The organism is Citrobacter sp. Cpa228, from assembly GCF_030333085.1.
In the GTDB taxonomy this organism is placed as follows: domain Bacteria; phylum Pseudomonadota; class Gammaproteobacteria; order Enterobacterales; family Enterobacteriaceae; genus Citrobacter; species Citrobacter pasteurii.
The window spans coordinates 112788-137448 of the sequence record NZ_JAOWGQ010000056.1 but is presented as its reverse complement, the minus strand read 5'-3'; the positions used below and the strand labels follow the sequence as shown (position 1 = coordinate 137448).

20 protein-coding genes and 2 pseudogenes are annotated in these 24661 nt (G+C 51.5%); 2 read left to right on the top strand and 20 right to left on the bottom strand.

Annotated elements, in window-relative coordinates; translation table 11 throughout:
• Positions 1-24: 24 nt before the first annotated feature.
• Positions 25-939 (bottom strand): muramoyltetrapeptide carboxypeptidase, encoded by a 915-nt coding sequence (gene ldcA, locus OGX91_RS22470; RefSeq protein ID WP_005122260.1) that lies wholly within the window; start codon positions 937-939, stop codon positions 25-27.
• A gap of 98 nt (positions 940-1037) precedes the next feature.
• Between ldcA and emtA the strand changes: the two genes are divergently transcribed.
• Positions 1038-1649 (top strand): membrane-bound lytic murein transglycosylase EmtA, encoded by a 612-nt coding sequence (emtA, locus tag OGX91_RS22465; RefSeq protein ID WP_040232326.1) that lies wholly within the window; start codon positions 1038-1040, stop codon positions 1647-1649.
• A gap of 11 nt (positions 1650-1660) precedes the next feature.
• Here the strand turns inward: emtA and ycgR are convergent, their stop codons facing one another.
• A complete protein-coding gene (gene ycgR, locus OGX91_RS22460; protein ID WP_005122265.1) occupies positions 1661-2395 on the bottom strand; it encodes a flagellar brake protein YcgR in 735 nt (244 codons plus the stop codon).
• A 201-nt stretch (positions 2396-2596) separates the two neighbouring features.
• On the opposite strand from ycgR, the gene OGX91_RS22455 reads away from it, so the two are divergent.
• The gene (locus OGX91_RS22455; protein WP_005122268.1) at positions 2597-2851 is read left to right on the top strand and encodes a GlsB/YeaQ/YmgE family stress response membrane protein; all 255 of its coding nucleotides are present in this window, start codon (positions 2597-2599) and stop codon (positions 2849-2851) included.
• A gap of 41 nt (positions 2852-2892) precedes the next feature.
• Here the strand turns inward: OGX91_RS22455 and OGX91_RS22450 are convergent, their stop codons facing one another.
• From OGX91_RS22450 to OGX91_RS22370, 18 genes and pseudogenes are all read right to left on the bottom strand, one after another.
• Positions 2893-4863, bottom strand: a complete 1971-nt coding sequence (locus tag OGX91_RS22450; RefSeq protein WP_286627335.1) for a TonB-dependent receptor plug domain-containing protein — start codon at positions 4861-4863, stop codon at positions 2893-2895.
• 23 nt (positions 4864-4886) lie between these two features.
• Positions 4887-5744, bottom strand: a complete 858-nt coding sequence (gene modD / locus OGX91_RS22445; RefSeq protein WP_149692024.1) for a ModD protein — start codon at positions 5742-5744, stop codon at positions 4887-4889.
• Complete coding sequence (locus tag OGX91_RS22440; RefSeq protein ID WP_286627334.1) at positions 5741-6553, bottom strand: class I SAM-dependent methyltransferase; 813 nt, start codon at positions 6551-6553, stop codon at positions 5741-5743. Before OGX91_RS22440 ends, modD begins: the two co-directional genes overlap by 4 nt.
• 9 nt (positions 6554-6562) lie before the next feature.
• Positions 6563-7324 (bottom strand): ABC transporter ATP-binding protein, encoded by a 762-nt coding sequence (locus tag OGX91_RS22435; RefSeq protein WP_149692023.1) that lies wholly within the window; start codon positions 7322-7324, stop codon positions 6563-6565.
• A complete protein-coding gene (locus tag OGX91_RS22430) occupies positions 7321-8301 on the bottom strand; it encodes a FecCD family ABC transporter permease (protein WP_370552094.1) in 981 nt (326 codons plus the stop codon). Before OGX91_RS22430 ends, OGX91_RS22435 begins: the two co-directional genes overlap by 4 nt.
• A gap of 5 nt (positions 8302-8306) precedes the next feature.
• The gene (locus tag OGX91_RS22425; protein WP_040232317.1) at positions 8307-9329 is read right to left on the bottom strand and encodes an ABC transporter substrate-binding protein; all 1023 of its coding nucleotides are present in this window, start codon (positions 9327-9329) and stop codon (positions 8307-8309) included.
• 208 nt (positions 9330-9537) lie between these two features.
• A pseudogene (locus OGX91_RS22420) lies at positions 9538-11250 on the bottom strand (alpha,alpha-trehalase).
• Positions 11251-11422: 172 nt separating this feature from the next.
• Positions 11423-12853: a dihydroxyacetone kinase phosphoryl donor subunit DhaM gene (gene dhaM, locus OGX91_RS22415; protein ID WP_286627333.1), complete on the bottom strand. Its 1431-nt coding sequence runs from the start codon at positions 12851-12853 to the stop codon at positions 11423-11425.
• 10 nt (positions 12854-12863) lie between these two features.
• On the bottom strand, positions 12864-13496 hold the full coding sequence (dhaL, locus tag OGX91_RS22410) for a dihydroxyacetone kinase subunit DhaL (RefSeq protein WP_005122292.1): 633 nt from the start codon (positions 13494-13496) through the stop codon (positions 12864-12866).
• Between the two features lie 11 nt (positions 13497-13507).
• Positions 13508-14578: a dihydroxyacetone kinase subunit DhaK gene (gene dhaK, locus OGX91_RS22405; protein ID WP_005122294.1), complete on the bottom strand. Its 1071-nt coding sequence runs from the start codon at positions 14576-14578 to the stop codon at positions 13508-13510.
• A gap of 276 nt (positions 14579-14854) precedes the next feature.
• On the bottom strand, positions 14855-16966 hold the full coding sequence (locus OGX91_RS22400) for a hypothetical protein (protein ID WP_286627332.1): 2112 nt from the start codon (positions 16964-16966) through the stop codon (positions 14855-14857).
• A 38-nt stretch (positions 16967-17004) separates the two neighbouring features.
• The gene (locus OGX91_RS22395; RefSeq protein ID WP_286627331.1) at positions 17005-18864 is read right to left on the bottom strand and encodes an STY4199 family HEPN domain-containing protein; all 1860 of its coding nucleotides are present in this window, start codon (positions 18862-18864) and stop codon (positions 17005-17007) included.
• A gap of 396 nt (positions 18865-19260) precedes the next feature.
• Positions 19261-20535 carry a Glu/Leu/Phe/Val family dehydrogenase gene (locus tag OGX91_RS22390; RefSeq protein ID WP_005122303.1) on the bottom strand — a complete coding sequence of 425 codons (1275 nt, stop codon included), beginning with the start codon at positions 20533-20535 and terminating at the stop codon, positions 19261-19263.
• 322 nt (positions 20536-20857) lie between these two features.
• Positions 20858-20986: pseudogene (locus OGX91_RS24120) on the bottom strand (spore coat protein U); the annotation flags it as partial.
• A 127-nt stretch (positions 20987-21113) separates the two neighbouring features.
• Positions 21114-21401 carry a YkgJ family cysteine cluster protein gene (locus OGX91_RS22385; RefSeq protein ID WP_072041497.1) on the bottom strand — a complete coding sequence of 96 codons (288 nt, stop codon included), beginning with the start codon at positions 21399-21401 and terminating at the stop codon, positions 21114-21116.
• 50 nt (positions 21402-21451) lie between these two features.
• Positions 21452-22480 (bottom strand): hypothetical protein, encoded by a 1029-nt coding sequence (locus tag OGX91_RS22380; protein ID WP_005122305.1) that lies wholly within the window; start codon positions 22478-22480, stop codon positions 21452-21454.
• 12 nt (positions 22481-22492) lie between these two features.
• Entirely contained in the window at positions 22493-23065 is a 573-nt protein-coding gene (locus OGX91_RS22375; RefSeq protein WP_286627330.1) for a hypothetical protein, read from the bottom strand.
• A gap of 16 nt (positions 23066-23081) precedes the next feature.
• Entirely contained in the window at positions 23082-24659 is a 1578-nt protein-coding gene (locus OGX91_RS22370) for a hypothetical protein (RefSeq protein WP_005122312.1), read from the bottom strand.
• Positions 24660-24661: the final 2 nt, after the last annotated feature.

The window sequence follows — 24661 nt, the reverse complement described above, 5'->3', positions numbered from 1 at the left end:
ACTTAGCCCTGAGACAGGCTTTTTTTACAATTTAAGCACCGGATGACCGGAGATTGTGAGTTGACTGCCGTTTTTATCATTTTTCAGCACGGCCTGGGCCCCTAAAGGTAAGGTGACGGTGCGTTGTTCATGGCCAAAATCGAGACCGCTTAACAGTGGAACGGATAATTTGGCACGCAAAAACGCACAGACTGAATCAAGACTGTAACCGGCATCATAGTCATTAGGCGCACTACCGCTAAAACTGCCGAGAATGATGGCGTTCTGGCGGGCGAGGATCCCAGCATGATAAAGTTGCAGCAGCATGCGCTCGATGCGAAACGGGTGCTCGTTGATGTCTTCCAGCACCAGAATACCGTTCTCAATGGCGGGCATCCACGGCGTCCCCATCAGCGAAATGAGCATTGCCAGATTTCCGCCCCACAGCGTGCCTTCGGTAGCGCAATCCGGGCCATGCCCTTGCCAGTCGAGGGTAAATTCGGCATTGCGCAAAGCCTGCCAAAAATGGTGCTCGGTAAAGGCGTTCATTTCCCCGGCACCGAAGTTAGCCGCCAGCATCGGGCCGCTGAAACTAATCACATTACCCTGCGCCAGCAGACCACACTGAATGGCCGTAAAATCGCTGTGTCCACACAGCAGCAACGGGTTTTGTTGCTGACGGGCCGCCAACGCCTGCCAGTCAATGTCTGCCAGCAAACGGCTTGCGCCGTAGCCGCCGCGTACCGCCATCACAATAGTATCAGGCGTTTTTAGCTCAACGAGTGAGTTCACATCCGCCAGACGCTCGGCTTCGGTACCGGCAAAACGCTGACAACGGCGAGAAATGACGGCAGTATTATCGACCTGATGACCGGCCTCAGTAAGACGCGCAAGCCCACGTAATGCTGCCTGCTGGTTGATACAGTAGCCCGACGGGGCAATTAAGTGAAACCGGGACATGGCATTTCCTTGCTACAACTAAAACCAAATGTATATCATGCCGCGTAGGTATGTCGTTGTCACCTCAGCGACAGGTTCCGGCTATAAGGATAGATGACGTGAAATTGAGATGGTTTGCTTTTTTGGTTGTAATACTTGCGGGCTGTAGTTCAAAACAGGATTACAAAAATCCGCCATGGAATGCAGAAGTTCCGGTTAAACGCGCGATGCAATGGATGCCTATCAGTGAAAAAGCCGGTGCCGCCTGGGGCGTTAGCCCACAATTGATTACGGCGATTATCGCTATTGAATCAGGGGGTAACCCCAATGCAGTCAGTAAATCTAATGCCATCGGTCTGATGCAGCTTAAAGCCTCCACCTCCGGGCGGGATGTTTATCGTCGCATGGGATGGAGCGGTGAGCCGTCGACCAGTGAGCTGAAAAATCCAGAGCGCAATATCTCCATGGGGGCGGCGTATCTGAGCATTCTTGAAACCGGCCCGCTGGCGGGAATTGAAGACCCACAGGTGATGCAATATGCGCTGGTGGTGTCATACGCGAACGGTGCCGGGGCGCTGCTGCGGACGTTCTCCTCTGACAGGAAAAAAGCCATCAGCAAAATCAACGATCTGAGTGCGGATGAGTTTTTTGAGCATGTTGTCGATAACCATCCTGCGCCGCAGGCTCCACGTTATATCTGGAAACTTCAGCGAGCGCTGGATGCGATGTAACGCGCGTGATATTACTCGCGCACTTTATTCGATTTTTCCCGAGCCTCGCGCTCAAGTGAAAAAATAATCCGCTGTAAATTCCGCTCCACCGCCGGGCCGACGTTGAGAAAACGAAAGCTCAGGCGGGGAGTGGTGATGGTCTCATTTTTCCCGTCGATCACTTTTCGCTCGGTAATCGAGATGAGTTGGGCATCAACGTGGTACACGCCCCATTGTTCCATATTCAGTTCAACCTGCGAGAAGCGCATACCTTCGACCAGCCCCTCCGGTGCTGCTCCTTCTAATAGCGCGCCCATGCCGCCAAGAGACAAATCGAATAAGCGAAAATGCAGGAGACTGTTGTCCGGCATCTTCGCCTTGCAGTGATAGGGTGGGTGCAGCGGCGCACCGATGCGAAAGTATTCCCGGCGCTGGACAAACCACAGCGAAGGTGGCAACGATGAGACAAAGGCTGGCAATCGTTGGTACTCGCCTTTTGTCAGTTGCGGGAGGGTAAACTCCACCTTGGCACCCTGCGTTTCGGCGATAATTGAGATCTGGCTGGCGCGTTGCACGGCCTGGTTTTCATATTCCTGACTGCCAAAATCCATGATCAATTCGTCCGGGCTGACAGCAAGAATTTTGCTGATGAACTGACCTCCTGACCAGGAGATACGCAGTGGAACCTGTTGTGAATTTAAGTCCCGGAGTACCCCTAATACTGCGAGCGGGTTTTGCTTCAGGAACTGCTCATTGTAGTTACTCACACCTAATGACTCCTGGATACCTGGCTTATCGTTGGGTTATCGGCATCGCGAGACGGAACTTAATACAAATGGATGAAATTTTTTACCCCAGCCAATGAATTAAGTCTGAGTGCAAACAGCAGGTAGCGATGGTTTGCCTATACTTAACGTGCTGGCGCAGGAATGTCTTGCGTATGCGTTCACTGGAAAGAGGGCCTGAAAATGGGAATTATTGCCTGGGTTATTTTTGGTCTGATTGCGGGGGTTATCGCCAAGCTGATTATGCCGGGGCGTGATGGCGGCGGATTTATTCTGACCTGCATTCTCGGTATTGTCGGTGCTGTGGTCGGTGGGTGGCTGGCAACGATGTTTGGTATCGGCGGCGATGTCAGTGGGTTTAATCTCCACAGCTTCCTGGTGGCCGTGGTCGGCGCGATTGTGGTACTGGGGGTTTTCCGACTGGTACGACGAGATTAATCGAACGGCCCCTGCGGGGGCCGTTTCTCTGCGTAGTTTAGTCAGAACTGGTATTCAATCCCCGCCCAGTAATTACGCCCCTCCTCAATAAATCCTTCGCTGTAGACGTACTGTGTATCAAACAGGTTGTTGACCGAAGCGTTAACGCTAAAGCCATGTCCGATGGTGTAATCTGCACGAAGGTGGGTAATGGCGAACCCGGCCGCTTTTTGTGAGCCATCAGAATTGCTATAGCTTGAAGAGCGGGCTTCTTCGGATAGTGTAATGCTGAGTGGATCCCACGGTTTCAGCGTCATCCAGGCGGTGAGAGTTTGTGTCGGCAGATCGGTAATTTTACCAATGTCGCTGCGTTTAACGTCAGCATGGATAAGACCGTAGCTCAGCCCCACATCCAACATGTCAAAGACCTTACCTTTGACGCCTGCATCCAGGCCGGTGTAATCCACCCGACCACTGTTTTGGTTCTGAATCGTGTCGGCATCAATATTGTGCGACAGAATCGCATCGGTAATGCGGTTGTAATACACGCTGGCTTCGAATCCCCAGTTCTGGGTGAACGAACCGCTCCACGTGAGATCGACGCTGCGGGCGCGTTCCGGTTTTAGCTGCGGGTTGACCAGCGCTATCTGGTTATAAGCCGGTTTTGACGTGGTGTAGCGCTCTTTCAGTGTGGGGAAGCGCGTTCTGTCAGAGTAGGACAGCGCTAATGTGTCAGAATTTTCAAAGTGATATTTGGTCATTACCTGCCAGTTAAAGGCGGACTGGTCGTTGTCATCATAATGGGTAACGCTACCGTTTTTCTCGTGCTTCATCCCCTCTACGCTGTCACGCCAGTCGTAGCTGATACCCGCCACCACATCGACATTATCCGCAGCCGCCCACTGATATTCACTGGCGACAGACCAGGTGCGATCTTCGTAGCGGTCATAAGCGGCATTCGGAGCCCCTTTTTCGCGATGAACATCGTCTTTCCAGTTCACGGCGAAAGAGAGCAGGTCGTTTTCCCGCATATCAGCGGAAAGCTGCAAACCTGCACCGTCGCTATAGTCAGAATAATGGCTGTAGCTGCCTTTCTTATTTTTCAGATCGGCAAGGGAATTGTACATCATCAGTGTATTTTCAAAGGTGTCGCGATACAGACGGCTTTTCAATGTAAAGCGATCGCCCAAATGCGTGGTGCCCTGATAGTAATAACTTTCTTTATCATACTGCGGCCATTGCCAATAACGTGATTTCTGGCTGCTGGTTCCGGCATATGGCGGGTTATCTTTTTCGCCGTCCTGATTAATGTAGGTCAGAACATACTCATCATCGCCGCGCGGCGTGAATCCCAGTTTCACGATGCCGCGTTTATCATCGGCTGATGAGTTAATCATCTTGCCATTACTGCCCGCTACCGGGTTATCAACACCATGAGGTAATCCGAGGAAATCCTGTTTTAGCTGGCTACCACTGAGCTGGATATATCCGAGATCGTTGCTGGCACCGAACGACGCGTGCATATCATGGGCATTGTCTTTGCTACGGCTCCAGCCCTGACGATAGCCCAGAGAGCCCTCAATCGGCTTGGTGGGCTTTTTGGTCGTGATGTTGATAGCGCCACCCATCTGGTTCGGCCCCTGTAGCAAGGATGAGTAGCCTTTAGAGACCTCGACAGAAGCGATATCGGACGTCAGAAAACGACCTAAATCAAGGTTGCCATCGTAGGGGATGTACACCGGAACACCGTCGAAAAAGACCGGGACCTGACGGCTGTCAAAACCGCGGACCTTCACTTGTTGCTCATTACGGTTACCGGATTTTTGCAGCACGACGCCGGGAACGACGCTTAGCGCCTGTGCCACGTTTTGTTTATCCAGTTGCTGCATCGTTTCCTGGCCGAGAACCGTAGTGGTGGCGGCGGAGGCCGGACTAGACCAGACGGTCATGGTTTCGCTTTCCTGCCCAGCAAAAGCACCTTGCGCGAAAGCAAACGACAGGGCTGTGTAAAGACAACTTTTGTTGAAATTCATTATTTATAGTCCATTTATAAATGTTATATGCCACGTGCGTCCGGGCTCAGGCTAACTTTGATATCCGCCGGTGGGGCGTAGTAAGGCGCGGAGGTGATAAAGAGTCTGATGCCACAGTCGAGATAACTCGCCAGTGAGGCGAGGGTAATGCCGCCAGTCAGCGCCAGCGTGCAATGGGGAGCCAGAGAAGGTGCCAGGCGAGCGATGTCTGCTGCCTGCTCGGGGGTAAACTTATCGAGTTGCAGTACATCAGGGGCAGCATGTAGCGCGTCCAGTGCCTCATTGGGGGTATCTGCTTCGACCACAATCTTTTTTTCTGGCGCATGGGCGCGTAGTTGCGCGATTGCCGCGGCCCAGTCTTTCGGATCGGCAAGAAAGCGGCGATGATTCGCAAACAGCAGAACGGTTTCGGCGCACCCGCCCCGGTGGATAATGCCTCCGGCAGCAAGGATCGCCTGGGTAGCCAGCATACGGGTGCCAGGGATAGTTTTGCGGGTGCAGGCAATCTGGCCATCAGGATAGCGCTGACGCAGGATGCTTAGCATATCGTCGAGATAGCGTGAGACACCGCAACTCCACTCCAGCACGTTCTGTACCGCTTTCCAGCCCTGGTGTAGTGCCGCCGCGTTACCGTGCGCGCGTAGAAGTAACTGTCCGGTACGCGCCCGTTCGCCATCGGGCACAAGGTCGGTAACGGTCAAACCCAGTGATGTCAGCATTTGTCTGGCAACAGTGGTTCCGCTTACACACCCGCCCAGGCGGTGATAAAAACCCATATTTCCTGGCTGTGCGCCGATACCTAACGCGCGGGTTGTTAAATCGCCGCCCTGAATATCCTCCAGCAGCAGCGCATCGACTTGCGCCTGTGAGAAGTAGATCATTGCAGCGCCTCCCGCGGTACGCTGTCCCACCAGATAAGCGCCCAGTCGCGACTGGCGGGCGCAATGGTGCGGGGGGCCTGTTGATGATACCAGTGATCCAGACGCTCAATTTCGTCTGTGCTCAGTTCCCCCATGCTCCAGCGTACGTTCTCCAGAAAATGTGTCCAGGTGCTGTTGTCCTGCTGACAGTTTGGTCCACGGATAAAATCAACATGTGCGTGAATGCCCATCTGATACAAAACATTCAGTGCATAGATATAGTTGGGAAGCTCAATCACCTCGCGCCCTAACGCGCGCTGAATCGTGGGCGATACAAATGAGGAACTGGCGAGATGGGTGGTGTAAACCCGTAACCGTGCCTGATTATTCAGTTTGGTCATGGCCTGGCGCATATCGGCAACCAGCGTCGAACGTGAGGCAACGGCAATATCACATTGAGGCAAGTCGTCCCAGTGCGCTTCCCATGCGCGCTGCACCCACTGCACGTGGCGCACGCCCATCTGCCCGGCACGGCGAGCGGCAACGCTCAGCATTCCCTGGCTGTAGTCTACGCCGTAAACAATTGGCATTTTTTTGGCCAGCGCCAGCGCAACCGTTCCGGGGCCGCAACCCATATCAAACAGTGATTCAGCACCTTTCAGGTCAATCTTGCTCAATAACTGGAGCAGGTAGCTGTCGGTTAATGAGGCGCAATTCTCTGCCATTTTTTCCGCGCGTTTGTCCCAGTGTTCTGGTTTTTTCTCGGTTCGCTTCGCCAGAAGTAACTGTTTGCGGTAGAGGTCAGCAAAATCAATGTCGTCAATGAGCATCGTGATTCCTTAATCGTGTGAGCCAAAGAGGTGATGGGCTATTTGTGAGGGCGTGACCCGATACAGCGTGGCCAGACGTTCAGCAGCCAGTTGGTGTTCAGGCTCCCCCTGTGACACCAGACCGTCTGGCTCGACGCGCACCACGCTGTCGGCAATGGCGCGCGCATGCAACGGATGGTGGGTCGACATCAGCAGCGCCATGCCAGAATTTTTTAGCGTGACCAGGGTGTCGAGCAGACGAATCTGGTGACCAAAATCGAGGCTGGAAGCAGGTTCATCCAGCAGTAAAAGACGTGGACGTTGTGCCAGCGCACGGGCAATTAACACCAGTTGACGTTCGCCACCGCTGAGAGTGTTCCAGCGCCGGAGCGCGAGATGTGGGATTGCCAACACGTCCAGTTGTTCAAGGGCGATGTCGCGTTCTTTGACGCCGGGAACGGCAAATGCCGCCATTTGCGGGGCCAGTCCCATCATCACCATGTCCAGAGCCGTGAAGGCAAACGCACCGTCATGTGCCTGAGGAACCCAGGCGATGGCGGCGGCGCGTTCACGGTCGCTGAGATGATTCACCGCAATACCATCAAGCGTAATCTGGCCAGCAAGCGGTTGAAGAACGCCAAGAATGGTACGCATCAGGGTGGTTTTCCCGCTGCCATTGGCGCCAATCAGGCAACAAATTGACCCTGGCGCGACGCTAAACGAGACATCGCGTAATACAGGGTGTCGGGAATGGTAGCCGAGAGACGCATGTTGTACGGTCAGCAGCGTCATTGTCGGCCTCCCCGGAGCAGAAGTAACAGGAAGAAGGGGGCACCAATAAACGCGGTCAGGATCCCCAGCGGGATTTCCGTGCTGCTCAGGGTGCGGGCAAGGGTATCTGTCAGCAGCAGTAAAATAGCGCCGATCCCCATTGAAACAGGCAGTAGCCGTTGGTGGTTGTTCCCACAAAGCAGTCTGCCAATGTGTGGCACCACCAGCCCAATCCAGCCAATAATACCGGCAATCGCCACAGTACAGGCGGTGATAAGCGTGGCGCAGATAATCAGCCAGAGCCGTAGCCGGGATACGTTGATGCCCAGAGAACGGGCTTCATCATCCGAGAGGGTGAGCAAATTCATACGCCAGCGTAGCAGCAACAGCGGTACCAAACCGGCCACGATCGGCGGTACGGACAACCACAGGTCATGAGCGGTGATGGTCGACAGACCACCGAGTAGCCAGAAGGTAATCGACGGTAGCTGGGTATACGGGTCAGCCAGCGTTTTAATGAGCGAAATCCCTGCGCCGCACAGCGTACCCAGCGCAATGCCGACCAGTACAAGGGTGAGTACCGGATCGTGGCGTTTTACCCGCTGGGTGATGAGCCACACGCCCGCCACCACGAACAGGCCGCCGACAAATGCATACAGTTGAATAAACAAGATCGGTAAACCCAGCAGGATGGCGGTACAGGCCCCTAAACCCGCCCCGGCCGCCACGCCGAGAATATCCGGCGACACCAGTGGGTTACGGAACATACCCTGATAAGTGGTCCCTGCACCCGCCAGTGCCGCACCCAGCAGCAATGCGGCCAGAATGCGCGGCAATCGAATCTGCCAGAAGACGATTTTGTCCTCGGGTGGCACGTCTGGATGGCCAGCAATGAGGTTCATCACCTGCTGGACATCCAGGCGGTATGCACCTGAAACCGTTGCGACGATGACACACACGGCAATGGCTACGATCATCAGGACACTCAGCGTTGTCATTCTCATCAGAGTGTCACCAACTGCTGAAACTGTGCATCGCTTAATGAAGTGTGCCAGAACAACTCTGCGTAGCGCTGCATATCGGTCTTAAAGTGGGTTTCAATTTTGGGGTCAAGCCAGGCATGCAGGCGACGTAATCCCAGCAGCCGGTTGATGCCCGGCGGAGCGTCCAGCCAGCCAAACGGCAGTCCGCTGAGAAACAGAATTCGTTGCTCAGCAACGGCTTTAACTCCTTGCCAGACGGGATCTTCTCGCAGGTACTGTGCGGTGACTGCATCCTGAACCAGAATAATATCGGGCTGCCAGCTCAACAGATTTTCCATGGATACCTGGGTCAATCCATGTCGTCCCGGAATTTGCGCAACATTGTGTAATCCCAGTAACTCTGGTGCTTCGGTATGCAGTGAACCCTGCAAACCGGTTTCCAGTCCTCTGGCACCGCGCGCGGCATAAAAGCGCAGTTTTGCTGCGGGGGAGTGCGAAAACGCATCTGCGTCATCAATAAATCGACGGGCCAGTGCGGCCTGCGCCAGGGCTCGTGTTGCCGTACCCAGCACGGCCCCTGCAGCTTGCAGTTGCGCCGGGGTTTGTCGGAGCTCGCCGTTAATCAGCAGCCACGGAACGCGCGTTTGCGCGTTGACCTGTCGGGCTTGGGAAAGCCAGGTTTCATCAGCATTGCCGCAGTCCACCACCAGATCGGGTTTCAGCGCTAACAAGGCCTCCAGTGGCAGGGTGCTGGCGCGTCCTGCCATTCTTCCCAATTTCGGTAACGCCAAAATGTCATGATGGAATGGCACTGCGGCCTGGTGAGAAAAATCAAATGATGAAAATCCCACCAGTTTTTCCGGTGCGACAGCCAGCAATAGCATATCGGCAGGTGCTCCGGCACTGACGACGCGCTGGATTGCCTCGGGTGACGGCGGTGAACCCACAGTAACGGTCAGCGGGGTTTGAGCCAAAGCAGGGAGATGGCGTAACAGCAGCGCAGATGCCACGAGTTGGGCGAACATCCTTCTTGTCAGTGGCATTATGTTGATCCTGAACAGTGATAAAATCGCTATATATTTACATATACAGCGAATAAAAACATGTTCAGAATCAATTTCACACGGATGAAAACAGGGGCTACCCCATAAGGGCTAGATGCCATGGATACACCTGAAATGGAGATATATGGCACCAAAAAATCCGCGACAAGGCGCGGATTTAGAGGACGCTGAAGACACCAGAAGAAGATTAGGACGTCGGTTGAGTCTGCTTTTTGGCCTCGGAAGGCGTGTAACTGGCGGGGGCGGGGCGCGTTGCCGGTACGTTGTCGCAGGGGTTATCTTTAGCGCATATCAGATCGAGCATTTTTAACGTTACGCCGTTGGTCCAGCCGAAACCATCCTGTAGCGGGTATTCGCCGCCGCCGCCGCCGGTTCCGGTACTGCTCACGTCATACTTCTCAACCAGTTTTTTCTCACGATCGTAAGTGTGCTGCACATTGGTGAGGAATCGCCAGGTGACATCCATGGCGACATCATTTTGGCCATAGTTCTGTAATCCCGATGCGGCGACCCACTGTAACGGTGCCCAGCCGTTGGGCGCATCCCACTGCTGGCCGCTTTTCACCGACGTGGTTGCAAGGCCGCCAGGTTGCAACAAATGCGCCTGAGTAGCTGCGGCTACCTTACCGGCGCGATCTTTTGCCGCCGCATTCACAAATAAGGGGAACAGCGCGGCGGCAGTTAACTGATTACGGACTTTGTGGCTCTTCAGATCATAGTCGGCATACCAGCCTTCTTTGTCATTCCACAACCAGGTTTCAATCCCTTTTTGGCGGGCATTGGCAAAGCCCTCGTACTGTGCTGCTTTGGCATCGTCACCTGCGGCTTTGCTGGCGAGAGCGATCATTTTCTCCATCTTGTATAACAATGCATTGAGATCGACAGGCACGATGCTGGTGGTGCGCAGGGTACTTAGCTGATTAGGGTTATCCATCCAGCGCGAACTAAAGTCCCAGCCGGACGCAGCGGCTGAGCGCAGGTCGCGATAAATTTCAGTGGCAGGGCGGTTCGGATTGCTTTTCGCGGTGGCAATATCCTCAACCCAGGATTCAGGTCTTGGCGTATCCCGGTCATCCCAGTAGCGGTTTAAAAGGGTGCCATCAGCCAGTTTGACCACACGTTTATGCTGTTGACCGGGCTGAAGTGTTTCGCCTCCTTCCATCCAGTAGCTTTACTCTCTTTGCATCTGTGGAAGGTATTTTTTCAGCGCGTCGTTACCGTCATGCTGCGCTAGCAGTTCAACCATAAAGGCAAAGAACGGTGGCTGCGAACGACTCAGGTAGTAGCTTCGGTTGCCGTTAGGAATGTGCCCCCACGAATCAATCTCATACGCGAAGTTGGCTACCATATCAGAGATCTTGTCCCAGCGATTGCTCTCGGCAAGCCCCAGCATGGTAAAATAGCTATCCCAGTAATAAATTTCACGAAAACGCCCGCCCGGCACGACATAGGGTTCTGGTAGCGGCAGCAGAGAGTCCCATTTTTCGACATCGGTTGTTGAGCGAGTGAGTACCGGCCACAGTCCGTCAATATGCTCGCGGAGTGATTGTCCGGCCGGGGGCACGTATTTCTCACCCTCTTTTGGCAACGTAAAATTCACTTCCACAAAATGGCGTAAATCAAAGCCGGACTGATTTTTCTGCATCCGATAATCGGCAAGGATCATTAGCGGATCGCTATTGGGCACAGCGTCGGCAAAGGTTTTCTGATCGGGAAATAGCTTTGCTGTCTGTACATCATTGAACAGCGGGCCAAGCAGAATATCAGGAGGAGAAGGCGTAGCGGCAGGTGAATCCTCAGCGTGCGCAGTAAAAGAGGCCAGAGCAAAAAAGGTGCTTGCGAGCGTCAGTTTTATCGCCACAGAGAGCAGGCCAGGGTGGCGAATTGCGGGTGTTATCATCGGTTAATCTCCTTAGCGGCGTGCCGAAGTTGCGGCATTTACCATGAGAAAACCTTAGTTCAGGATCGACCGTTGCGCGTGATCGGCCCCCCATTTTGCGATTAAACAGACATTTCCTGTCGGGGGGAGTGAAATAGCCCACCTTTTACAGATAAAGGGTGGGCTGTGGGTATCAGCCAGCGAGGATCACCCGATTTGCTATACCGTCCAGAGTCAGAGCGTCACCCATCTTGATAGCATCGAGGGTTGCGCCTTGTTGGCATACCCAGCACAAACCCATCTCGCGGGCGATAATCGCCGAGTGGGAGGCTTCGCTACCGGCTCGCAGGCAGATCCCTTTGATCGTGAGCGGGTCGAGTTGCAGCACGGTAGACGGATAGATGACATCGGCGACCAGAATGGTAGGTCGAATAAACGCGGGGATATGGGCACTTTCGCCGGTTAAATGTTGCAGCGTACGGGACAGCAAATCCTCAATATCAATGTATCGCGCCTGTAAATAAGGATCGTCGAGTTGCAGATACTGCTGACTCAGATCGCGCAGTACGTTATGCCAGGCATATGCTGCGCTACACTGTCCTTCGCGCATCAAATCACAGGCCATATCGAAAAGCTCAGGATCGTCGAGCAGCGTGTGATGACCAGAGAAAATGGCGGCGATATCAGCGGAATACTTCTCCTCTGCCAGCGCGGTTAAATCACTCAGATCGTCGAGTGTGCGTTGAATGGCCGCTTTTAGCCGCTGCTGCTCGTCCTGCACATCCGCGGTGGGTCGATGGGTGACTTCCGGTGAGAACGGCGTATGGCAAAAGGCCGTACCCGTTGCCAGCGCTGGCACCGGTACTGCGATGCTTTCAGCGCGTCCTTCTTCGACGGACTCGCCAAAATTCTCAGCCGCCAGCAGTTTAAACGCAGCCAGCGCCGCGTCCGCCTGTTCACCTTTAGCAATCAGGCGCAGCGTGTCATTACAGCGCACCTGCAGCAGTGCTATCTGATTCAGGCTGTCAGGGACGACGCACTTACCGTTTTTTTCCAGCCACATGTCGGCATTAAAGCCAGACAATGTGGAGACCAGCCTCGATGCCGGGCGAACATGTATACCGTTGGGGTTTTTTACGGTCACGGCAACCGAACGGGCATCGGCGTCGGGTGACAATTCAGCGGGTGCTGTCTTCGCGACAGACGACGAAGGTAAACCCAGTTGCTCACGCTTGGCGTCGAGGGCATTCATGGCATCATTGATGACCCGATCGATATCAGCGCCCGCCGCAGCACTGACGGTTGCCGCCAGCGTACCTTCAACCAGCGGGGCAGCGCACAGACGCACCTTGGCGGCGATCGCCGGATCGAGTAGATCCAACGCGGTTTCCGCACTCAGTAGCGCGCTGCCAATATCCATCATCACCAGCACGTGATCCGTGTCTGCCACTGACTCAATGGCCTCCATCACTTTGATGGGGTCGGTGCCAATGGGGTTCTCAGGATCGTCAATGCCTGCGGCAATAGCGAGTTTACAACCATCACCCATTAACATCTGTCGGGCTAACTCACCGACGCCTTCGCCCAGTTGGGCGCTGTGAGACACAATAACCAGGTTTACCATCGTTTTATCCTTACTCTCTGGAAGCCTGAGCCAACATTTGCATCATAAACATAACGGACGTTGCGCCGGGATCCTGATGCCCAATGCTGCGCTCACCAAGGTAGCTGGCGCGGCCTTTGCGCGCCTGCATCGTGATGGTGCTTTGCGCTGCGGCTTCTGCCTGGGCGCTTGCCGCCTCCAGAGCAGCCTGTACGCTCAGCTTTTGCTCGCTGGACTGGCGCAAAGATTCGACGACAGGCACCCAAACGTCGCACATGGTTTTGTCACCCGGTTCGGCTTTACCACGACTAATGACACCTTCCGCGCCATCACGCATCATCTGATACAACTCGTCAACCGTCAGGCTTTGATGGGCCTGAGTGACCTGCGCGGCGCGGATGAAAAAGGTGCCGAACAGCGGGCCACTGGCACCACCGACGCTTGAGAGCAGTACCATCCCGGTATTTTTCAAAATAAAACCGATGTCTTTATCCGCAATGGACGGGAGCTTTTCGACCACTTTACTGAAGCCGCGGTGCATATTCAGACCGTGGTCGGCATCGCCGATTTCCCGGTCAAGGCCGGTAAGAAAATCGCTTTCGGTGGTGAATATTTCGCCGCAGCGATAGAGCCAGTTAACAATTTGTGTTCTGGTGAGGGACATCATGAATCTCCTTATTTACCCCAGTTGAGTGCAGGGGTGTGAACCGGTGCATCCCATAAGCTCAGCGTTTCGTCATCCACTTGTAGCAGGGTGATTGAGAAACCGGTCATGTCCAGAGAGGTGCAGTAAGAGCCAATCAGGTTACGTTCGATGATAATGCCGGCATCCTGGCAACGGCTTTCAAGGCGGTTATACACGCCGAAGAGTTCAGACAGCGGTGTCGCACCGAGATTATTGACCAGCGCAATAACGCGATCGCCGCTTTGTAGCGCGCGTTTGCTTTCTTTTCCTTCCTGCCATGCGCCCTGAAGGTGATCCCAGTGACGCAGCGTACGACTGTAATTGCCGTTTTCCAGCAGGGTATCAAACATTTCATCCACAGTTTGATCAAGCGAAGAGAATGGACGGCGGTCAATGCCGGGTTCGCCGTGGATACCGACGCCGAACTCCATTTCATTGTCCTGCAGGGTGAATGACGGTTGACCGGCCGCCGGAACGGTGCAGGCACCAATGGCAATCCCGATGGAATGACCCTGATTGTTCAACTGGCGCCCCAACGCCGCGCAGGCATCCAGTGAGTCACCGCGTTCTGCGGCCGCACCGACCAGTTTTTCAATCAATACAGTATTTGCCACACCGCGACGACCGGCGGTATACAGACTGTCTTTCACCGCCACGTCATCATCCACGACCATCGTGGTGACTTTGACGCCGCTTTCATGCAATAGCTCGGCTGCCGTTTCGAAGTTAAGAATGTCGCCGGTGTAATTTTTGATTACCAGCAGTACGCCTTCGCCGCCGTCAATTTGCATGGCGCATTCAAACATTTTATCCGGCGTTGGCGAGGTGAAAATTTCACCCGGACAGGCACCGGAGAGCATACCCTGACCAATGTAGCCGCAGTGCATTGGCTCATGGCCGCTACCACCACCGGAAAGCAGCGCCACTTTGCCCATCACTGGCGCATCCGCGCGAGTGACATACACCGGGTCCTGATGCAGTGCCAGAGAAGGATAGGCTTTTGCCAGCCCGGCGAGTTGTTCGTTCAGTACGTCTTCAACACGGTTGATCAATTTTTTCATTGTTTATGCTCCGCAGACAGTCCTGAGATGGCTGCACATATCAGGCAGACATCTGATGTAGGGTATCGGTTTGTACAGCGCCACGGCGACCTCTCGCTGCCGATAAGGTAATTTTGCACACGGGTAGTCAAAAGAAAATTGATGTGATTGGCGTTTCAATACGGAACATTAGTATCTGGTAATGTTCCGTATTGAAACGTATTGGTGCATAAAACAGCGGAAGTGAGAGATGCGGCAAGGTTTATGCTGACGGCATCGTGAATAAAACGTTATTCCTTACTCTTCCTTGCCATTAAAATCGAAAAACCAGAACAAGATAAAACCAATAAAACCAAAAATTAGCAGAATAGCCAGGGTATAGACTTCATATCGTGCGGCATCCGCAGCAATCGCCTGTAATTTGTCCATTGCCGGGGCTGGCTGCTCTTTGAATAGCATGAGTTGCCATTCATAAAGGTTTGTTGTTTTTATCTCTTTAATCGGTTCCCAAATATGGTTAGCCGCCGCGCCGAGAGCTAAAGCGGAAAACAGTGCGCCGTAAATACGTTGGCGTTTTTCCTGACGCTGACTAATTGCCTGGCGCATGAGCTGATCCAATTGCTCTATTTGCGCCATGAGTTCCTGGCGTTGCTCAGACAATCCCCACTGCCGCGAGAGATCGTCACTCAGCTGGTTATGCAGGGCATCGTTGCCGACCAAAGCACCTTTATTTATGGCTTTTAGCGCCCGGGCTTTGGTTTCCAGCATCATTTCGGACCAGTCAGATAGACGACGAATTTTTCCCTTTCGGTTGTGCATTTGCTGCGATTCGAGCAGATCTTTGAGCCACTGTTCAATCTGTTGGGCAGAGTTCGCCAGAAAATTTTCATATTCATAGCTGACATTCGCTACTGAATTGGCCGCTTTAATCAGTATCGCCAGATGTTTATCCTCTTCTTCGCGACAGAAGAATGTGACGCCATGACGGTGAGCGACGACCAGAATATTGCTGTACCACTGGCTGCTGTACTCGCTGGCGGGGGGCAGATCCGCAGGACTCCGGATGACGCGCGTGCTATCGCTCTGTGCTGCCAGCCAGGCATGGAAGGTGGGGGTGTCGATCATACGCATCAGCGGGACGATCGTAATATCACCTCCCTCCGGGATACGATGCTGATAGACACGAATGCATTTACCCTTTGTGCGGCAATCAGGTTCGGGTAAAGCTATTGGCACAATGGCGTTATCAAGGTAACGGGTAAAATAATTATCCCAGATTGCGGGCAAAACGTCTTTTTGCCAGGTCAGTTTCGAGCCGGGCTCTCCTGGCGCAAGTTGCTTCGGTGCCGCAATTAGCGTCATTCTGCCTTGATCGTCGTACCAGGGTTGGTTCGGTGCTCCTGGGATTAATTTATCGCCTCCGGCCAGGCGATAGCTTTCGAGAAAACGCGGAGTATCGTGCGGGCGTAACCCTTGCCAGGCCGCATCTTCACGCTGTTCCAGGGCGGACCACAGGGCATCAAGGCGTGTCCCCTGAATGGGGTTGAGCGAAATAACGATATCATTGCCCGTGCCCACTTCTCGTGGGCGATAAATGGCCAGCAGCCCAAATCCATTGTGCGTCCAACTGCGTTCTTTATCGCAGCGCGCAAGAATTTTCAGCATCCCGGAAGGGTGCGTTTCGGTGATAAACAGCGCATCAACCACCGTTTGCCGCCGGCCTGTGCCGAGGTCCAGCAGGAGCTGGCAGGTCACCGAACGCTTGATAACGTGTTGGTAAATCTGTTGCTCATACGCCAGACTTGCGACCGCACTTGCATAACATTGCGTGTGCATGGGCAAAATGCCTGCGGTGGGGTCTGGGTTGGCTATTATCATATCGCTCAACAGACGCAGGCAGGCCAGCATGTTGCGGCGAACAACGTCAGTATCATCCATGGATTGCTCGTACAGGCTGCTATGCGCGAGTGCGGATAACAAACAAGCGGCAGAACGCGTCGTATCATCCCCGTCCAGATAAATACCGCTTTCCCATGCGGCGACGTATTCCAGCCACGGGTGTGTTGATAGCGACAGCGAACCAGCAGCATCAAGATGGTTCAAAAACAGCAACAGCGTAAAACAGGTATCCAGAGAGAAATCTTCGATAACGATTCGTTGTATTCCCTGGACACTTGAGAGTTTACTGCGCCATATAGTCCATTGACGATCGTCGGCATTTGCCACCAGCTTACTCACCGAATTGTAGTGACCTGCACGGTATCCTTTGTTATTGAGCGCGACACCCTTTTGGCTTTCAGTATCATTCCCGTCGCCCAATCCGATCAGCAGGCTGCCAGCCGGTGCATCACGCTGCGACGGATTGAACTCGAAAGTAAACTGCGGCCATGCATTGTTGAATGCGAACATATAATTCTCTTCCGATGAATGCGTTGTTGTATCGCTCATTATTTGACGACGTTATAAATGACCCGTTGCGAGCGACTCCAGTTATCGTCAATCGCAATATTGGGTTCATGGTTTTCTTGTTTTACGCAGTAGTTCTTAACCAGACTTTTTAACTCTGCCCCGTTGAGTGTGCCGAACATCAGACGCGTATTCAGTTCTTTCAATAACACATCGTGGAGTGAATAGGTGGTAGGTCTTAGCAGTGAAAACTGCGCCGCGTCAGCCAGTAAGTCACGCGCATTATCGGCCATCAGACGGCGTTCACAGCGACCCGCAGGTTCATTTTTGGCCATTTCTTCATCGTAAGCTTTCTTCTGGGCTTTCTCAAAATTAAGCGCTCTATCCAGTTCCGCTTTAATACCCTGAACATCCTTGGCAGAAGAACAGAATGTTTTTAAATAACGAATCTGTATGGGGGTCAGCGTGCCATTGTGGTTCGCTGGCTGACGTAATTTACCGGCCATTCTGAGGCAACCGTTTTTTTCATCCATCAACGATGCTGATTGTAATAGGGCATTCAACGTTTCCTCGCGATCTTCCTGTAATGCGGCTTCGGCATAATACAGTTTCCAGCGCATGCCTCCGGCAAGAAACAGATTGACAACCTGGGTATCACCGCGGTCGATAGCGGCGCGAAGATTTTTTTCATCCCAGGCAATGCCGATATTCGCCAGTTCTTTACGCGGATCGTTACTGGTTTCTTTTTTCGCACCGGCAACCGTTTTACCCACTTCCCCGAGATCGCTACGGATGGACTCCGTATTCACCAGCGTCTTGGTTGAGGTGCCGAAAGTCAGTACCGAGCCAACAATAAGGACAACGATACCGCCCAGCACCCAGGCTACTCGCTTGCGAATGATGTTCGTACCCGTTTTGATTACGTCAATATCCTGAGCCTGAGCCACCAGATCATCTTTTATTCCCTGAACGTCGCCACCGAGATCGTCAATTTTTTGGCTGGTCCGTTCGAAATAGCGAGCAACTTCAGCATTGCTGTCATCAAAAAAGCGATCAGGGTTAACTTTTACCCGGCCTTCATCGAAGGCCTCCTGTACCGGCTCAGTAATTTCTCGGTAATAGTAATTCACCAATGTTGTTTGGACGGAGGTGACCCGCTTATGATGCGCCAGACGGTTGCGAATTACGCGAATATCGTCAAGAAAGGTATTCAGTGTTCGACGTTTATCGTTAACAAAGCTGAGCAACGGGGTATATTGATAAAGTGGAGAATAGTGGATGGGATATTCGTCTTTATCAATAAACAGTGAGGCGAGTTCACTGAAAAGGGTACCGCTCAATACGTCATCACGATCGGCAACGTTAAGCCATTTTTTGACACGTTCCGGACCAAATAATTTGTTTAGGTGCTCAAGTAGAGCTTGTTGGTTATTGTACGCTTCATTAATTAAACTACGAATGGTTAGCTCTAATGCCCGTACCTGCTGCAAACTACGTAACTGCTTTTCTTCGCCTTCGTTATGCAGCGTCGTTGAATAAGTTAATTGAGGCTGTTTTTCTCGCAAATATTCGAGCTGCCACAAAAAACGCAACGCGGCAATGGTCAGATTTCTGTCGGCAGGCTGGCCATGCGTATTTCTGCCGAGCCATTTGTTCAAGGTTCGTAGTGCCGCAAGAAAGCTCGCCATTTCCTGCTCGTTATAGTTAAAGCGGGCCGCTACACTGTTCCAGTTGCCCAATTTCTCCCGGGCTCGATCAAGTGAATCATAAAACGTATCAGGCGAGAGTTGCGTGGGGGCTGGCATACCCAGCAGGGATAAGATTTGTGGAAATGCGCTGTCGAAAAGAGACAGGCAACGAGTAAAATCGTTGTGCTCAGAAGCAGATGAATGATCGACCATTATATTCTCACGTGGTTATTCGCTGAGTTTTCCCGGCCCGATCTAATCGCACAGTGTCAGGCAACTTTCCCTGCAGCCAGAATGCCATAATTCGACAATTATTCGGGATTTTTAATCAGTTCGTCAATATATATGGCGGGCGTAATATTGGTAGTAGACATTGCGGCCAATAATGCGTTGCTATGGGTTCTTAACGCAAATTATGGTTGCTGCGATGAGATTTAATGTTTATTGGCTAACAAAATACGCAGATATTAGGTAAGTAAAACGCAGAAAGCGGGGCGGATTAATCAGGCGACTACGCGCCAATAATGCCACACATAATGCCGCATTATTGGCGTAACTCACGACTGGCGTTTATCGTCGGTCAAAAACGTTGACGTATCTGCAGTCGTATTATCCTGGATAAATACCACGGTCTTTACGTGCCAGCAGGATACGCTCGCAGGCCACAATATAGGCAGCAGTGCGCAATGAGCAGGATTTCTCCGCTGCTTTCTCCCACACATGAACCATCGCATCGGTCATGATTTTATCCATGCGATTGTTGATCTCTTCTTCGCTCCAGAAGAAGCTGGCCATGTCCTGAACCCATTCGAAGTAGCTGACGGTGACGCCACCTGCGTTACATACGACGTCAGGTACCACGATGATACCGCGGCTTGCCAGCATATCATCGGCATCCGGGTAAGTTGGGCCGTTAGCGCCCTCAAGCACCAGTTTGCAGGTCAGTATTTCTGCACGCTGACGGGTAATCTGTCCTTCCAGTGCAGCAGGGATCAGGATATCCATCTCTACGCTCCAGAAGGCTTCGCTGGCGATAGTTTCTGCCCCCGGGAAACCGGCAATCTGTTTGTGCTCCAACTGCCAGGCGGTCAACGCGGTCATGTCGATCCCGGTGGTGTTAAACAGGGTGGCAGTATGATCCTGAATGGCAACGACGCGTGCGCCAGCACTGGCGAACAGGCGAGCCGCCTCACTGCCGACATTACCAAAGCCTTGTACCGCTACGCGCGCGCCTTCAACGTCGATGTTGGCACGACGAGCCACTTCCAGACCGCTGACGAACACGCCACGACCCGTTGCTTTATCACGACCCAACGAACCGCCAAGATGGATAGGTTTACCGGTGACCACGCTGGTTACGGTGGTGCCGTGGTTCATGGAGTAGGTATCCATCATCCATGCCATCACTTTGCCGTTGGTGCCGACATCCGGCGCAGGAATATCTTTTTGCGGCCCGATGATAATGCCGATTTCGCTGGTATAGCGGCGGGTCAAACGCTCCAGTTCACCTTCAGACAGCGAGAATGGGTCGACGCGAACACCACCTTTGGCTCCGCCGTACGGCAGGTTCAGTGCGGCACATTTGATGGTCATCCAGGCGGAAAGGGCCATCACTTCATTAAGATCAACATCAGGATGATAACGCACACCGCCTTTTCCCGGGCCGCGGGAGAGGTTGTGCTGTACACGATATCCTTCAAAATGGCGAATAGTGCCGTCATCCATCTGCACCGGAATATCGACAATCAGCGCGCGTTTCGGGTGGCGCAGGGTATCCACCCAATGGGAAAGTTCGCCCAGGTAAGGGGCCACACGCTCGATTTGTTGCAGGTAGGTATTCCAGGCAGATGTGCTGCTATCTGAAGCGTAAGATAACTTATCCATGATAAACCTTAGTTATAAAAGTAATATGTTCTTAATTTGGCCGTGGTATACAGTGGATATCACCATATAAACTTAAATTTAACATTTTTTTTAAGAAACGGCCTGTCCTCCAGATGCCTGTTAGCCATATGAAAAGTATGTGAATTAAGTGGTAAGTGAATAATTATCTATTTGTTTTGCGAATTTTTGCGATCAAGTAGCGATTCAGGCATTTAATATGCATGGCGCATGAGAATGACTATTTATCAGATTTATGATGTACCTCTAAAAGTAAACAATATGATAATTATTTGTGTTTTCTTGATTGCATTTTAGCGGCGCGTCAGTAGGTCACTGAGATAGTGACGGTGTCCGTATAGTTGTCGGGCGTGTAGTTCGCGCTGGGAACGGTGGCATACACCGAATATGGCGTAGCGGAGCCAGTGCCTGTAACGGTATTGAGCGAGGTGTTGCAATTAGTACAAAATGGTGGTGTCCAATGAACCGTATACTCATAGCGCTCTCATCTGGAGGGTATAGCCAGTATGTCGAAAGATTTTAAAAAGTGAATGATTCGGTTAGACGGGAAAATTTCATTGTCACTCACTTTCATCAGCCTCAATTAGTTGGCGACACACAACTAGATTGAGTTCAACAAAATGTTCCCATGTGTAGAGATGGGTGTAATGAAGCGTAAATTGCAGATCAACCCTACATATATCGGGGCGCTCATTGTAGATGCTACACCCCTTGCTTGCAGGGTCATAATAGCGGCACGTACCATCGCCTCTGTCCAGAAAAAGCGTTTCTTTTGCTAGACTTACGCGCTGACAACATAGACCACACTTTATGCATGGGAATGGTAATTGATCACTGTTGCAGGACATTTCTTTCACCCGTTATAAGGCTCACGATGATACGTGAGCCTGTTTTTATCTTATGCGTCGATATCGTCCAGTTTGTCCTTTCTGCCTTCAGCAACATCTGTAATATTGATAATTCTTCGTTCAGTTGAAAGTACCAGGTTTCCTTCTTGATCAAGGATCGGAGTATCAATCATCGCTTTCAATAATTGGGCATACTTAACAGACATGAACACGGCATCTTTGCACTCCTGCGGGAAGTCAGGGAAGTTTTCACCGTAGCTTTCCAGCGCATTCTTCATATCATAAACAGCGCTACGAAGAAGGCCACTCGTCAGAGAGAATGCATTATTTGCGAGTATTGTTACCTTTTCAATGGATTGGAGTTTCCCTACCATTAATAAGCCTTCTTCGTAAATCGTTTGCGCTTGTTCCATGTTGCTACGTGCATTGTTCAACGCTGCTTCACCTTTATTTCCCATGATATGGCCGAAAATTGCCAGTGCCGGGCCTGCAACAATTCCCCCCAACACCATCATTCCCCCTGCCATACCAAAACCCCCTGTGGCTAGTGACCCCCCCCCAAGCCAGGCCAGGGTTGCGTTAGTTGCCGCGACGCCTGATAGCGAGGAGATAGCCGTTCCTGTGCTTGCAGTCGCCAGTAGCATTGTGCCGTTGTAGGCACCAAAAGCTAGCGCTGCGCCGCTTCCCATGCCTGCTCCAATACCCAAACCGGCATCTTTCAGAATCTGGTAATCCTGTTTCAGCGCTGACAAGGTAGTACTGGTAAAATCGCCCGCGTTGAGTTTTTCCAGTTCAGCACTGTTAGCTAGTTCAACATTTTTGAGGCGTCCAAAATTAACAATGAAATCATTAATAACGCCGTTATACGCACGAAGCTTGCGCTGTCCATAGTCTTCAATAACGTTATTTGTTAGCTCGCGGCCTGACTCGATTTGCGAACTAATATCGTCAACCATATTTTGAGCACTTTCATTAATGTTTTTTGCATTGCTGTGATCTTTGGCACCACCAACACCTTTAGCAATACCATAAATTCCAGCGGCAGCGGCCACTGCTCCGATAATAATAGGGATAGGCATATCATAACTCCTTCATTCAAGTACGAGAGCGAGTATTTTACTCATTTCAATGTTCAAGGCTTCGGCACGATCCAGGAGATCTTTAAAAATAAAATCAGGGATCTTGAAGTGTAACTGGATCTCTTTCAATAGGTTCCATTCAATGCTGGAAATATGGCCATCTCGCAGAGCAACTAAAAAAAGCTGGAAAATGATGATTTTTGCTGTTGCGGGATTATCAACTTTTTGAACATTAAGCAGTAGTTTTAATACTGAGGTCGCCGCCTGAATACGAGTCTCGGGCGCATCAATTTGAGAAAGTGGATAGGTTTTCAGTTTCTCAATTAATTGATGTTCAGTAGAATGACCATATAATCCATCTAATACGTCTCCGAAAAATCCACCTGAAAAGCTCTGTTCCATTTGTTCCAGTAACTCTGTTTCCAGCGAATTCTTCTGAATTGTTAGACTATTTAGATCAGAGTCGGATGTTAGTTCATCCTTCGATTTTCCATTCCATATTAATTGGTTGTCAGATAACGTTATAAGCCTGGCAAGCTCCACGAGTAGGACCTTTTTCTCATCAGGCAGCATTCTAATTAGCATGGTGTTCCCTCACTGTTTACAACACTAATGGTTTGTCTGAATCCATGAATTCTTCGAATTCAGGCATAGTCTGAAACTGTAATTGTGCACCGAGTAAAGTGGCAAAATCATTAACAGCAAAGGCCAGATCGTCAATATTATCGGTTCCACGTGAAATAATGTTAAAGAAATGTTGGGTGTCTTTACAAAGTTGTGGGATTTCCCGAGCAGTAAACTCATCAAGCAATGTTTGTTGCTGCTTGATTTGTGCTCGAGCTTCACTCTCAATAGCACTAATATGCGCCAGGCGCTCACGTGAAAGTGTCACCTCACGTGCGGCCTCAAGAGCACTTTGATAAAACATAGATGAGAGCGTGTAACCAATCATACCGCCAATTGCCGCCCCTACAACCGGAACAGGAATCGCAATTTGTCCTAGCGCCGCCATCATTCCGCTAGAAAGCATACCGGAACCTTTTTCACCTATCTCATCAAGCAGTTCAGCTTCATTAATTTCATTATTAATGTAACGCTTAATAGATATGCCAAGCGATAGGCAAATATTGACCGCCAGAACCGGGGCTGTTGTTCCGGCTATCGCCCGTAATGCCTGCTTCTCTGATTGCTGCAAACCTGCTTTTATCGCTGATCCTGCAAATGCAGTACCGTAGCCCATCACCGCTGCTTTCGCGCTGTCAAAAGTGATGTCTTCAATTGCTTCACCCAGTGCTTTCTTCTCCTGAGCGACATTAAAAATATTGATAACCAATGATATCGCACCGCCAACAACAGCTCCTGTTTTAGCCCCTTCGATACCTGCTCTGTGACTGGTACGCGTAATATCCATTGCTGTTGCTATCTTAGGATGCTCACGGTAAAAAATGGCTTGTTCTGTTGTTAAACCGCTATCAATCACATTGTCAGCCAGTTGCTCGTAATTATCTGCTTCCCGGCGGAGCTTATCTGCAATATCATGTTTTCCTGAAGCCTCAACCTTACCCGCCTGCTCGCGTAGTTCAGAGGCTTTCTTACGGCAGTGTTCTGCTGCTCCTTTGTATTGTTCAGAAGGGAGTTCTAGCTTAACTCCTCGATAGCGGGAAAATTTACCGTCATCTTTTGTGATATCTTTAAAAAGTTGGTCGCGGTCACCTACAAATTTCATCTGGCTCTGAGACCCTTCTACAATCACACCATCCTGAATCATCACACGATCAACAACGTTATGGTTACGGCCAAACTCAGGTAAATCATCGCTACGCCACGTTCGTGCAGTATCGCCATTTATAATTGCTTCTGCGTTATCACGACTGGTAGTTGCAATTTCGGCAGAGAAGCCAGCTTGTTGTTTAATATTCTGTGTGGCGTAATCAGGATTTACCTTATGTGCAGCGACGTCTGCAAGACCTTTAGTAAAGCGATGCCCTGTTTCATTATCAACACCTCGATGGCCTTTAATAAATTCAGCACTAGCGCTCCCATAACGTTTAACGATTTCATCCTGTGCAAGGGCAATAGCAGCACGGTTCTGCTCGAGCTCAATTTGCTCTCTGTTATGTTTTTGCTTATCTACATTAGAAGGAGATAACGGTTCTTTTTTTTCTGGGTTATGTAGCATAA